Source organism: Aestuariibius violaceus (assembly GCF_040779325.2).
GTDB classification, from domain to species: Bacteria; Pseudomonadota; Alphaproteobacteria; order Rhodobacterales; family Rhodobacteraceae; genus Aestuariibius; species Aestuariibius violaceus.
The window spans coordinates 226,838-238,627 of the sequence record NZ_JBFONT020000005.1 but is presented as its reverse complement, the minus strand read 5'-3'; the positions used below and the strand labels follow the sequence as shown (position 1 = coordinate 238,627).

13 protein-coding genes are annotated in these 11,790 nt (G+C 66.0%); 9 read left to right on the top strand and 4 right to left on the bottom strand.

The window, feature by feature from the left end; genetic code table 11:
- Positions 1–120 precede the first annotated feature (120 nt).
- Positions 121–618: a hypothetical protein gene (locus AADZ90_RS16760; RefSeq protein WP_367312625.1), complete on the top strand. Its 498-nt coding sequence runs from the start codon at positions 121–123 to the stop codon at positions 616–618.
- Between the two features lie 165 nt (positions 619–783).
- Here AADZ90_RS16760 and AADZ90_RS16755 read toward each other — a convergent pair whose 3' ends face one another.
- On the bottom strand, positions 784–1,206 hold the full coding sequence (locus tag AADZ90_RS16755; protein WP_411997068.1) for an outer membrane protein assembly factor BamE: 423 nt from the start codon (positions 1,204–1,206) through the stop codon (positions 784–786).
- A gap of 119 nt (positions 1,207–1,325) precedes the next feature.
- On the opposite strand from AADZ90_RS16755, the gene AADZ90_RS16750 reads away from it, so the two are divergent.
- Positions 1,326–1,871: a YceD family protein gene (locus AADZ90_RS16750; protein ID WP_367312627.1), complete on the top strand. Its 546-nt coding sequence runs from the start codon at positions 1,326–1,328 to the stop codon at positions 1,869–1,871.
- Here AADZ90_RS16750 and AADZ90_RS16745 read toward each other — a convergent pair.
- Complete coding sequence (locus AADZ90_RS16745) at positions 1,868–3,064, bottom strand: WD40 repeat domain-containing protein (protein ID WP_367312628.1); 1,197 nt, start codon at positions 3,062–3,064, stop codon at positions 1,868–1,870. The two genes, AADZ90_RS16750 and AADZ90_RS16745, sit on opposite strands and share 4 nt — an antisense overlap.
- A gap of 181 nt (positions 3,065–3,245) precedes the next feature.
- Here AADZ90_RS16745 and AADZ90_RS16740 point away from each other — a divergent pair, with 181 nt between their 5' ends.
- A complete protein-coding gene (locus AADZ90_RS16740) occupies positions 3,246–4,862 on the top strand; it encodes an MltF family protein (RefSeq protein ID WP_367312629.1) in 1,617 nt (538 codons plus the stop codon).
- A gap of 9 nt (positions 4,863–4,871) precedes the next feature.
- Here the strand turns inward: AADZ90_RS16740 and AADZ90_RS16735 are convergent, their stop codons facing one another.
- Together AADZ90_RS16735 and AADZ90_RS16730 are read right to left on the bottom strand one after the other, a co-directional pair.
- Positions 4,872–5,402 (bottom strand): hypothetical protein, encoded by a 531-nt coding sequence (locus AADZ90_RS16735; RefSeq protein WP_367312630.1) that lies wholly within the window; start codon positions 5,400–5,402, stop codon positions 4,872–4,874.
- Positions 5,403–5,416: 14 nt separating this feature from the next.
- Complete coding sequence (locus AADZ90_RS16730; RefSeq protein ID WP_367312631.1) at positions 5,417–6,484, bottom strand: DUF6584 family protein; 1,068 nt, start codon at positions 6,482–6,484, stop codon at positions 5,417–5,419.
- A gap of 32 nt (positions 6,485–6,516) precedes the next feature.
- Here AADZ90_RS16730 and rpmF point away from each other — a divergent pair, with 32 nt between their 5' ends.
- The 6 genes from rpmF (at position 6,517) to AADZ90_RS16700 (ending at position 11,774) form a co-directional block, all read left to right on the top strand.
- Entirely contained in the window at positions 6,517–6,723 is a 207-nt protein-coding gene (gene rpmF, locus AADZ90_RS16725) for a 50S ribosomal protein L32 (RefSeq protein ID WP_367312632.1), read from the top strand.
- A 41-nt stretch (positions 6,724–6,764) separates the two neighbouring features.
- A complete protein-coding gene (gene plsX / locus AADZ90_RS16720; protein ID WP_367312633.1) occupies positions 6,765–7,871 on the top strand; it encodes a phosphate acyltransferase PlsX in 1,107 nt (368 codons plus the stop codon).
- The gene (locus AADZ90_RS16715; RefSeq protein WP_367312634.1) at positions 7,868–8,836 is read left to right on the top strand and encodes a beta-ketoacyl-ACP synthase III; all 969 of its coding nucleotides are present in this window, start codon (positions 7,868–7,870) and stop codon (positions 8,834–8,836) included. Before plsX ends, AADZ90_RS16715 begins: the two co-directional genes overlap by 4 nt.
- A 269-nt stretch (positions 8,837–9,105) precedes the next feature.
- Positions 9,106–10,242, top strand: a complete 1,137-nt coding sequence (locus tag AADZ90_RS16710) for an aminotransferase (RefSeq protein ID WP_367312635.1) — start codon at positions 9,106–9,108, stop codon at positions 10,240–10,242.
- Between the two features lie 624 nt (positions 10,243–10,866).
- Positions 10,867–11,172, top strand: coding sequence for an integration host factor subunit alpha (ihfA, locus tag AADZ90_RS16705; RefSeq protein WP_367312636.1), 306 nt, complete (start codon positions 10,867–10,869; stop codon positions 11,170–11,172).
- Positions 11,169–11,774 (top strand): MerR family transcriptional regulator, encoded by a 606-nt coding sequence (locus AADZ90_RS16700; protein ID WP_367312637.1) that lies wholly within the window; start codon positions 11,169–11,171, stop codon positions 11,772–11,774. Before ihfA ends, AADZ90_RS16700 begins: the two co-directional genes overlap by 4 nt.
- Positions 11,775–11,790 lie beyond the last annotated feature (16 nt).

Below are 11,790 nucleotides of genomic sequence, written 5' to 3'. Positions count from 1 at the left end.
CCACCCGAAAATCCCGTCCCCACACCGCCTAGGGTGCGCTTCAGCGCACCACCCCCCGCCCTTCCCCCAACCAAAAATCCCCGCTACCCTGCCGCGATATTCCAGCCAAAGGATTTCCCGATGACCCGCGCCTTCCTCCTGATCCTCGCCGCCGCCCCCGCCGCCGCAGATCCCTGTCTGATCGGCACCTGGCAGGCCGACAACGCGGCGCTGGCCGCCCAGATGTCCGCCATGATGGGGCAAGAGGTCCAGTCGGTCGGCGGCACCACCACCATGACCCTCTCGGACGGGGGCGCGGGGCGCTATGACGTGGATCTGACCGTCGCGATCCTCACCCCCGACGGGGCGCGGGCCGATGTCGGCATCACCGGCGACAGCAGCTTCGACTGGGGGGCCGCGGGCGGCACCTTCACCGCCGAAGGGGGCACCTTCGCCTACCAGACCCGCGCCTCGGTCACGATCGGCGGCAGCACGATGGATCTGGGCAGCTTCCCGGTCTCCGACAGCGACATGCCCTTCGGCCGCGCCGCGGGCCCCTACGCCTGCACCCCCGACCGGCTGACCATCACGCCGGAGGAGGAGGGCAGCATGGCCAGCGAATGGGTCCGCGCCGGCTGATCCATCAGCCACCGCCTATGGATCGCCCCGACCCATAGGCGGCAGGCGATTGGTCCGGGCGGGGGGAAACTCCCTTCCCCCTTGTTTCCTTGAGGATCCGGGGAACGGGCGCGCCAAAACCTGTCCGACGGAAGTCCGACCGGATGCCGACGCGATGCCGACCCGTCAGATTCCCAGGAAGTCCGCGTTGTCGATCCGTCCCAGGTTGCCCAGAAGCTGACGGATGAAGGTGGTATTGCGCACATTGTCGTCCGTCACACGCCGCGACAAAGTGATGACCCGCCCGTCCTCCAGCGTGAACCGCTCCACGTTCGACACGACGCCTTCGGGGTCGAACGAGATCGCGACAAGCTGCCGGTCGATGATCTGCGGCTCGAGCGCGCCGTAGAGCCGCCAGCGGGATTCCACATAATAAACAGCACCTTGCTCCAGCACGCCGCCCGTCGTCGGCGGCCCGAAGGTCTCGATCACGCTGTCGCGCGTATCGAGGCCGACAAGCACCTCGGCCAGTTCGCTGTCGCTCGGCGCATAGCCGTGGTTGCGGAACTGCGCCACGCATCCCGCCAGCGCGAGGGCCGCCAGGGCCACAAAAACCCCGCGAAACACCTGTCCCAACCTGCCCATACCCGTCCCGCTTGCCTTGCCATTCCGCACTGTCTATCTGCCCTATATCAAGCGTGCCCGCCTGTTCAAGAAGGAGCACAGCCATGCCCCGCCCCTCAACCCTGCGCATCGCCGACCTGTCGACCAGACGACCGACGGAGTTCGCGCTGAAGCCTACCGCCGAAGACCTTGAGAAACTGGCCAGATCGCTCGACGTCTCGGCGATCCGCAAGCTCTCTTTCACCGGCACGCTCAGCCCCCTGAATAGCGCCGATTGGCGGCTCGAGGCGACACTCGGCGCGACCATCGTGCAGCCCTGCGTCGTCACGCTCGACCCCGTGACGACCCGCATCGACGAACCCGTCACCCGCACCTACACCCCCCACATGCCCGACCTGCCCGACGCCGCCGGGGCCGAAGTCGAGATGCCTGAGGACGACACGCTCGAACCCCTCACCGAGACGATCGACCTCGCCGCCATCATGGAAGAGGCGCTGGCGCTCTCCATCCCCGCCTATCCCCGCAAGGACGGCGCCGAAACGGGCGAGGCCGTCTTCACCAAACCCGGCGCCACCCCGCTCACCGACGACGACGTCAAACCCTTTGCGGGACTGGCCGATCTCAAGGCGAAGATGGGCGGCAGCGACTAGTCGCCCCCCGCCTCGCCTGCCGGAACGTCGAACAGAAACCCTGCCCCGGTCCCGGCGCCGGACACGTCGCTTCCCTCGATCGCGACCGCCAGAACATCCTCGCCCAAGGCAACGGAAATGTCATATCCGCCCCCGAAATGGCTTTGGTTCTCAAAGCCATGCCGGTCGATCATCGCCCCGGCCATGTCGAAGACGAAGACCTCCGCCTTTTGCGGCGGGCGGGGCTTGCCCAGTTCGATCGTGCCGTAATCAGCCGCGGCGACGGCCATACGCCCCTCCGCCATCGCGACCGAGATGCCGAAATTCACCTCGGCACCGGTCTCCGGATGCGTGAAGACCGCAACCGGCGCCGCCTCCCCCATCTCGTAGAGAAGCGCGGCACCCCCGGGGTAATCCGCATCCCCCGTCACACCGATCAACAGCATCTCGCCCTCCAGCGCGAAGGCTCGTCCAAATCCCGAAAAGGGCTCCGGCGTCGCGTCCTGGATCGTGCGCAGAAGATCCCCCGATGCCGCGTCGAACACGTGAACGGCGCCCCTCTGCATGTCATCGGACGAGGCGATCACCGCATATCGGTCACTCAAGGCGGCGCCGGATCCGAACCCCCTGACCGTCCCGGGATCGGGGGCCTCGAAGATCCGGACCAGCGCACCGGACGCCAGATCGAACAACCCGGCCCGGCCCGCCTCGCCCGCACCCGACGCGCCGATCAGCACCTGCGTCTCCGACATCGCGATGGCGACCCCGAAGCGCCCCTCCAGCTCCGGCGGAACGGCGATCTGCGCTGGCGCTCCGCCCGCCGCAAGATCATACGAATAGGCCGTTCCGACAACACGGTCGATCGTCGTCAGCCCGTCGGCGTAATTGCCGATCACCGCGTGCGATCCGTTCAAGGCCACCGTTTGGCCATAGATTTCCCCGTCCGCGGGATCGGGGTTCGCGAAGGTCGTCAGCATCTCGCCCGTCCGGCCGTCGTAAAGCGCGGCGGCGCCGGCCTCTTCCGGATTGGCTGACGGTGCGCCGATCAGAACGCGGCCCTCTGCGATGGCAAGCGCGGCGCCGAAACTGCCGCCATAAGATCCCTCGAACGGGGTCTGCAGCAAGATCCCGACCGGCTCCTCGGACAAGGCGCCCACAACCGATGCGGAGGCCAAAGCCACGGCGAAAAAACCCAAAGAAAATCTTGGCGTCATGTGATCGTCCTTTTGAATACGCTTCGGTCCTTAGAGGCGCCGAACGATCATACGCAAGACAGATACGGCGCATTCCGGCGGTTGATCTTTCTTGGAGCCATTCGGCCACACGCCGCGTTGTCGGGCGAATTCAAGGCGTTGACGCAGGCTCCCGACGCGCGGCGCGACCAAGGAGATCTGTATGTCTGGACTGTGCGATTTCAGCCGCGGACTGGCCATCGGCCTGATATTTGCAGCCACCCCGCCCTTTGCCGAAAGCTATCCCGAGCCCGTCAACCTGACCGAACTGGCCGAACAGATCCTCGCCGGTGGGCCATCCGCAATCGAGACGACCAACGGCGATCCGCTGATCGCCGCGGTGCTGGAACCCGAAACCGGCGGGCTCGATGTCGCACAGGACCGGGGCTTTCTCAGGATGGCCATAGCGCCCGATCCCCTGATGATCGCCTTCGACGGGGAAGAGGCCGTGGGCGCCGCCATCGCGCTCGCCCAGGAGATGGAAAAGTACCTCGCAGGCCTCCCCGGCGCGCCCGCCACCCCCACCGTCGTCGTCCCCACGCCGATGCCTCGGGCCCAGATCGCGGACGGCATCAAAACCGGCCGCGGCGACTTCACGACGCTCACCATCACCCGCGTGGAAGAGATCGACGCGCTCGACTACACGCAAGCCCTCATCACCGATGTGAACGATGTCCCCGTCCTCGGCCCCGACCTGGACGTCTCCAGCATCGACGATCTGGTCGGCATCCCGATCTACCTGTCGGAAAACAGCCGCTACGCCGCCAATGCCGAACGCCTCAACGACACCCGTATCGCCGCGGGGAAAGAGCCGCTGACGATCCGCTACGTCGATCCCGCGCTCGACGATTTCGACCTGATCGAGATGGTCGAGATCGGCCTGATCCAGGCCACCATCGCCACCGACTTCAAGGCGAATTTCTGGAACACGATCTATACCGGCGTCGTTGTCCGCACCGACCTGCCGCTGACCCAGGACGGCCGCATCGCCTGGGCCGTCCGCGCCGAGAACCCGCAGCTTCAGCAGGCGCTCGACGGCTTTGCCGAGATCGCCAGAGAGGGCACGCTCCTCGGCAACGTCATCCTCGACCGCTATGCGTCGTCCGCCGACTGGATCGAAAACCTCGGCACCGACACCGCGCGCACCCGTATCGACCAGGTCGGCCCCGTCATCCGCCGCTATTCCGAGGAATACGGGTTCGAACCCGACCTGATCCTCGCCCAGGCCTACCAGGAATCCCGCCTCGACCAGTCAAGCCGCAGCCATGTGGGCGCGATCGGCGTCATGCAGGTGATGCCGACAACCGCCGCCGATCCCGTCGTCGGCATCCCCGACATCGCGGGGCCCGGCAACCTGGAAAACAACGTCCATGCGGGCGTGCGCTACATGCGCTGGCTGCGCGACACCTTCTTCGACGACCCCGAGATCACGCCGCTCAACCAGACGCTGCTCGCCTTCGCCGCCTATAATGCGGGGCCGGGCGGCGTGGCGCGCGGCCGCCAGCGCGCGGTCGAGATGGGGCTCGACCCCAATGTCTGGTTCGAAAATGTCGAGATCGCGATCCAGGCGGCGGTCAGCCGCGAACCCGCGATCTATGTCCGCAACATCTTCAAATACTACGTCTCCTACCGCCTCCTGCAGGAGCTCGAGGAAGAGGCGCAGGCGGCCCGGCAGGATCTCGACGCCCTGCCCGACAATATCGAAACGCTCTCGTCGGAAGAGCGGGACGCGCTGATCGAAGACGCCCTCGGCGCCACGCCGAACGCGGCCCGGCCCTAATGCACGGCCCTAATGCACGGCCCCTGTCGGCGGGATCACGATCTCGCCGATATGGTTGGTGTGAAACGCGATCCTGTGCCCCTTGAAGGCTGCGAACTCTGCCTCCCCCACCGCGTGAACGGACCCGCCGAAATGATCCCCCTCCCGGTCCTCGACCGCTACCCACAGATCGAGAGGATCGTCATCCTCGGGCACCAGCGCCGCCAGCCGCACCAGATCGCCCGCTCCGATCTTCCGCTTTTCCGACAGGCGCGGCAGCGGCGGATCGGGGATCTCCTCGGTCGCCAGCAAAGCCAGGTCGAGCAGCTCGAACCCGTCGCGATCGGCCTGCGGAAAGCCACCGTGCTGCGGCGTGGGCATGTATTGCTTCCTATAGCTCTCCAGCGCCTTGCCCAGCTTGGTGTGACGCGCGCGCGCCCGTTCGGTCGCCGCGGCCTCTTCCGCCTTTTCAGCCCGCCAGTTCCGCCGCTGCAACACGAAGGCGATCACGAGCACCCCCGCGATCCATACGACATTGATCCAGATCTCCAGTCCCGGCATCGCCGCAGCCTCCCTCAGATCAAAGTGAAAACCACAAGAAGCCCGGCCAGAACGCCCAGCTCGATCAGCGCCCCGGAATAACGCTTCAGCGCCTCGCGTGGCCGGCTCCGAAAGGACCAGTCGATATACCGGCCAACCGCGTGATAGAGCCACGACGCCTTGTCCTGCGGCCGGTCGATGGCGCGGTGCAGATCCCGCAGCCGCGCCTGGCTGCCGCGCGGCAGGTCCGGGCCATAGAAGCCGCGAACGGCCTTGCGCATGATCTGGAACGGGTCATGCCCGTTCGCCTTGCAGAAGGCCGCGATCGCCACCTGCTCCTCCGGTCCCGGATCGGGCATCAGCGCCAGATGCCGCCCCGCCTCGACCAGCCGCCCCTCGGCCTGCAGAAACATCGCCAGCCGCCAGCGCAGCATCAGGTTGTCGGGATAGGCGCAGAGCAGCCCGTGCAGCCGGTCCATCGCGCGGCCGATCTGCCCGGCCTCCAGATCACGGTCGATCCGCCCGTTGACCCGGGCGATATGGCGCCGCTCGTTCACATAGACGAATGTCTGGCGCCGAAAGGCCGCGGCATAAAGGACGAACCCGTAGATCAGCACGACGATCCCCAGCTTCACGAACCCGCCCCACAGCATCATCAGAATGCCGACAAAGCCCAGGGCACTGTCGTCAAAGCGCTGCAGCACCCAATACCCGGCGATCAGCCACAGCACGCCCGGCACCCCATGTTCGAAGATCGGCAGGATCAGGTCACGCACACGGAAGCCCCGCGTCGGCTGCGCCAGGGCGCGCCGGTCCCGGCGGATCGTCTCTCCGAACTGTGATCTCGCGATGCCGATCGTCGTCGTCCCAGCAGCGCCCCGCTTTCCGTTACGACACGCCGCCCCGCAATCCAATAACACCGCGTCCCGCAGGCGCCGCCCTGTGCCCTCGCCGCGACAGCCCCGTCCAATCGGAAAACCGGCGAATTCCCCCTTGCGCCACACGGCAAACTCGTTATTTAGGCGGTCTCCCGAACAGGGGGGCGGCACCGTCCCCTTCTTCCGCTCGTCCGGTCGGGACCAGAATTGTAACGCCGGGGCCATGTGCGTGTCCCGCTCATACCCGAGGTTGTGACATGGCTGTCCCTCAGAACAAAGTCTCCAAGGCCCGCCGCAACTGGCGCCGGTCCCACCATGCGCTCTCCGCCGGAAACCCCGGCGAATGCGACAATTGCGGTGAGCTGAAGCGCCCGCACCACGTCTGCCCGTCCTGCGGCCACTACGCCGATCGCGAGGTGATCGCCCAGGCCGACGAGATCGATCTCGACGAAGACGCGGCCTGAACCGGCGTGCCCGGCGCTAGGGGTCCGGTAGAACGTTCAGGATGACATCGGCCCCCGCCAATCCCAAGAGTTCCCCGACCGCATTCGCCAGCGGCCCGGTCCAGACGATCTCGGTCGATGCGATGGGCGGCGACAAGGGCCCGGCGCCGGTGGTTGCCGGCATCGCCCGCTTTCTCAAGCGCAACCCGCAGGCGCATGTCCTCCTCCACGGGGACGAGGCCGAACTGGCGCCGCTCGTCGCCAAGCGCAAGATCGGCGACAACGTCACGATCCGCCACGCCGAGGGCGTCGTCACGATGACCGACAAGCCCGCGCAGGTCATGCGCCACGGCAAGGGCACCTCCATGTGGTCCGCGATCGAGGCGGTGCGCGGCGGCGAGGCCTCGGTCTGCGTGTCCTGCGGCAATACCGGCGCGCTGATGGCCGTCTCGATGATGCGCCTGCGCAAGGCCGAAGGCGTGAACCGTCCGGCCATCGCCTGCCTCTGGCCCTCCCGCAATCCGGGCGGCTTCAACATCATGCTCGATGTCGGCGCCGACATCCGCGCCGACCAGGACGACCTGCTGACCTTCGCGCTGATGGGCGCGAGCTATGCCCGCAACGGCCTCGGCCTCGACCGGCCGCGCGTCGGTCTGCTCAACGTAGGCACCGAAGAGCACAAGGGCCGCGCCGAACTCAAGCTCGCCCATGACATGATCGCGGACGCCGCCCCCAAGGGCGAGTTTGACTATGTCGGCTTCGTCGAAGGCGGCGACATCCCCTCGGCCAAGGTCGACGTGATCGTCACCGACGGCTTTACCGGCAACGTCGCGCTCAAGACCGGCGAAGGCACGGCGAACATCATCGGCGATCTCCTGAAGGAGGCGTTCAAGAAGACGCCGCTGTCCCGCATCGCGGCGCTGCTCGCCTATACCTCGCTGCAGCGCCTGAAAAAGCGGATCGACCCGCGCCGGGTCAATGGCGGCGTGTTCCTCGGCCTCAACGGCACCGTGGTCAAAAGCCACGGCTCGGCCGACGCGACCGGTGTCGGCTCCGCCGTCTACCTCGCCTGGCGTCTCGCCCAGTCCGGCTTTTCCGACCGTCTGGCCGCGCGCATCGCCCAGGCCAACGCCGCCCTCGAAGACGACCCGACAGAGGCCGCCCAATGATCCGAGCCATCCCCGTCGGCATCGGGCACTACCTGCCCGACCGCATCGTGCCCAACAGCCATTTCGAGGATTTCCTCGACACATCCGACGAATGGATCCGCGCCCGGTCCGGCATCGAGCGTCGCCACTTCGCGGCCGAGGGCGAGACGACGTCCCAGATGGCGACCCACGCGGCAAACGCCGCCCTCGCCGATGCCGGCCTGACACCCGCCGATATCGACACGATCATCGTCGCCACCTCCACCCCCGACCTCACCTTCCCCTCCGCCGCGACCATGGTGCAGGACGCGCTCGGCATGGAAACCGGCTTCGCCTTCGACGTCCAGGCCGTCTGCGCGGGCTTCGTCTACGCGCTCTCCCAGGCCGACGCGTTCATCCGCTCCGGCCAGGCGGCCCGCGTCCTCGTCATCGGGGCCGAGACTTTTTCCCGCATCATGGACTGGACCGACCGCACCACCTGCGTCCTCTTCGGCGACGGTGCGGGCGCGCTGATCCTGGAAGGCCAGGAAACCGCCGGCACCCCGCAGGACCGCGGCATCCTCGCCACCGACCTCCATTCCGACGGCCGCTACCGCAACCTCCTCTATGTCGATGGCGGCGTCTCGACCCAGTCGACCGGGCACCTGCGGATGCAGGGAAAAGAGGTCTTCCGCCACGCCGTCGAAAAGCTCGCCGCAACCGCCGATGCCTCGCTTGAAAAGGCGGGCCTCACCCATGACGACGTCACCTGGATGGTCCCCCACCAGGCCAATATCCGCATCATCACCGCGACCGCGAAAAAGCTCGGCCTGCCGATGGACCGCGTCGTCACGACCGTCGCCGACCACGGCAACACCTCGGCCGCCTCCATCCCGCTCGCCCTCTCCGTCGCCGCAAGCGATGGCCGGATCAAGCGGGGCGACCTCCTCGTCACCGAGGCGATCGGCGGCGGCCTCGCCTGGGGCTCCGTCGTCCTGCGCTGGTAGCGACCCGGCTCGACGTCCTCCCCCTGCTCGCGACACCGCCGAAAGGGCCGCTCTACAAGGCGGATGACGAGATGATCCCGAACGATAAGGGCGAACCCGCCTGACGCGGCGATCAAATGAAATCCAGTCCCGAACCAGATCGTCCGACGGCAAGCCCTTTATCTGCCCCCCGGGTCGCGCCGTCCGGACTGGCGGGAATTTCGGCTTTCGCGTTAGGAGGACAGGAGCAAGCACCCAACGTCACCACGTCAAGTCCTAGGAAGCCATCCATGTATATCGAACCCTTCAAAGTCGAGATCTGGATGAACGAGTGGGAGACGCGCTGCACCTACAACCTCGCCGAAACCTGCGTGGCCAGCATCACCATCGAAGAGCTGCTCCATGTGGCGGGGCGCAATCACACGGACCTGTCCGAGCTTCTGCCGATGAAGATGACCTACGGCGCGATCAAGGGCTCGGCCCGGCTGCGCACGGCAATTTCGGCGCTCTATGGCGATCAGGATATCGACCGGATCACCGTGACCCATGGCACGATCGCCGCCAACATGCTGGTGCACAAGGCCATCGTCTCGCGCGGGGACCGCGTCGTCTCGATCGTGCCGACCTACCAGCAACATTACTCGATCCCCGACAGCATCGAGGCGGACGTTCAGCAGCTGCCTCTGCGCGCCGAGGATGGGTTTCTGCCGAACCTCGACCTTCTGCGCGCGATGGTCACGCCGGACACGAAACTGATCGCCCTGACCAACCCCAACAACCCGACCGGCGCCCTCATCGAACGCCCGATGCTGGAAGAGATCGCCGAGATCGCGCGCTCTGTCGGCGCCTACATCCTGTGTGACGAGGTCTATCGCGGAACCGGCCAGATCGGGGACGGGATGTCTCCGTCCATCGTCGAGATCTACGAGAAGGGGATCAGCACGGCGAGCACATCGAAAGTGTTTTCGCTGGCAGGTCTGCGGGTCGGCTGGCTGGTTGCACCGGCGGATGTGACCGAGGCGGTCCTGATCCACCGCGACTACGACACGATCTCCGTGGGAATGATAAACGACCATTTCGCGGCGCTTGCACTTGAAAACAAGGACGCCTTGCTGTCGCGCAGCCACCGGATCACGCGCGGTAACCTCGCCTGTCTGGACGACTGGGTTAAGGCGCAACCAAGTGTCTCCTGGGTCAAACCGCGGGCCGGGACAACTGCGATGCTGCGGATCGACACACCCATGACCTCGCGCGCTTTCTGCATCGATCTGCTTGAGCAAACGGGGGTGATGCTGACGCCCGGCGATGCCTTTGAAATGGAAGGCTACGTTCGCCTCGGCTTCGCGAACGCGCCGCAGGTGCTGCGCGAGGGGTTGGAGAAGCTGGCAGACTACCTGCGACATCACGCGAGCAGAACGCAGAACTAGGGCGCGCGCGATGTTCATGGATTGCGGGCAGGTTGCGCTCACAGGCGACGCTGCCCTTGGCGCGAAGGTCAGGGCGGGTCCTCAAAGCGGATACAGAAGCCGCTCTCGCTGTGATCGGCGCAGGTCTGGATCTGTCAGCATCGTAGCCCAATTGAAAACAGTAATGTCTTAAAGTAACCTCTGTTTCCAAATGTACGAGCGCGTATTGAGCAGACATTTCCGGCGTCCAGAGCAGGCCGTACACCCAGCACATTTGGGACAATGGGGCGAGATAGACCCTGACTGCTTCCAGCCGTTGCGCCCGGAAGACTCCGCGCGCATCTTTAACACCGCCCGGCCGGACGCGGATGTCCGACAGAATGCTGACGGGATGCCGACGGGATGCCGACACCGGGTTTTCCCTTGTTAACCAGTAAAAAGACCGCTGATTCGGCCTTCGGGCCCGTTGCGGCCTCTAGAACAGCCGCCCGGACCCCGCACGATCCGTTCAGATCTATGGCAAAACCCATTGTCCGGCCCGTTCTCGGCAGGGACCGGCACATAAACCCCGGCAGCTAACCCGTTGAGATTGACTCGGAAAACCGCCCGGCCCATCCTGCGGGCCTTATTAGGGAGGACGGTACCATGGCTAACCGCACGCTTACCCGCATGGATCTCAGCGAAGCGGTCTTCAACGAAGTCGGCCTGTCGCGGAACGACAGTTCCCAACTGGTCGAAAGCGTCCTCAACCACATGTCCGACGCCCTCGTCTCCGGCGAAAGCGTCAAGATCTCGTCCTTCGGCACCTTCTCGGTACGAGATAAGGCGGCCCGCGTGGGCCGGAACCCCAAGACGGGGGAAGAGGTGCCGATCCATCCCCGCCGCGTCCTGACCTTTCGCCCGTCCCATCTGATGAAGGACAAGGTCGCGGACGGAAATCGCCGGAAGTGAGCAAGTCCCCCGACGCCTTCCGCACCATCGGTGAAGTGTCCGAATGGCTCGGGACGCCGGCACACGTGCTAAGGTTCTGGGAATCCAAGTTTTCTCAGATCAAGCCGGTCAAGCGCGCCGGCGGGCGGCGCTACTACCGGCCCGACGATATGGCGCTGCTCAGCGGCATCCGAACGCTCCTCCACGACGAGGGGATGGCGATCAAGGAGGTGCAGCAGCTCCTCAAGGAACAGGGCATCCGCCACGTCGCCGACTTCGGAGAAGACCCCCGTAGCGTTCAGGACACACCACAAGATGTGGTGGCAGAGCCTGTGGCAGACGCGCCACCCGCCGCAAAGCCAGACCCGACCCCATCGGAAGAGATCGACGATCTCGGGCCGCTCTTCGCCAGCCGCAATCGCCCGGCGGAACCTGCGGCGCCTGCGAAAAAATCCCCGCTGGGCAAGGACCTACCAGCCGATCCCAAAGACATCCCGGGCAAGCCAGCCCTGCTGACCGCCCTCGCCAGGGCCGATCGGACGGCCCTCCGCGCCGGCGCAGCGAAGATCGCGCCTCACCTGACATCGCTCCGCGCCCTGTCCGATCGCCTCGCCCGGGAGTGACGCCGCACCGGGGCTT

Excerpts from the sequence above, each read along its gene's own strand:
- AADZ90_RS16760 (WP_367312625.1), top strand. The coding sequence starts at position 121 with ATGACCCGCGCCTTCCTCCTGATCCTCGCCGCCGCCCCCGCCGCCGCA.
- AADZ90_RS16750 (WP_367312627.1), top strand. The coding sequence starts at position 1,326 with ATGCCCCGCCCCTCAACCCTGCGCATCGCCGACCTGTCGACCAGACGA.
- AADZ90_RS16745 (WP_367312628.1), bottom strand. The coding sequence starts at position 3,064 with ATGACGCCAAGATTTTCTTTGGGTTTTTTCGCCGTGGCTTTGGCCTCC.
- AADZ90_RS16740 (WP_367312629.1), top strand. The coding sequence starts at position 3,246 with ATGTCTGGACTGTGCGATTTCAGCCGCGGACTGGCCATCGGCCTGATA.
- AADZ90_RS16735 (WP_367312630.1), bottom strand. The coding sequence starts at position 5,402 with ATGCCGGGACTGGAGATCTGGATCAATGTCGTATGGATCGCGGGGGTG.
- AADZ90_RS16730 (WP_367312631.1), bottom strand. The coding sequence starts at position 6,484 with ATGGCCCCGGCGTTACAATTCTGGTCCCGACCGGACGAGCGGAAGAAG.
- rpmF (WP_367312632.1), top strand. The coding sequence starts at position 6,517 with ATGGCTGTCCCTCAGAACAAAGTCTCCAAGGCCCGCCGCAACTGGCGC.
- plsX (WP_367312633.1), top strand. The coding sequence starts at position 6,765 with ATGACATCGGCCCCCGCCAATCCCAAGAGTTCCCCGACCGCATTCGCC.
- AADZ90_RS16715 (WP_367312634.1), top strand. The coding sequence starts at position 7,868 with ATGATCCGAGCCATCCCCGTCGGCATCGGGCACTACCTGCCCGACCGC.
- AADZ90_RS16710 (WP_367312635.1), top strand. The coding sequence starts at position 9,106 with ATGTATATCGAACCCTTCAAAGTCGAGATCTGGATGAACGAGTGGGAG.
- ihfA (WP_367312636.1), top strand. The coding sequence starts at position 10,867 with ATGGCTAACCGCACGCTTACCCGCATGGATCTCAGCGAAGCGGTCTTC.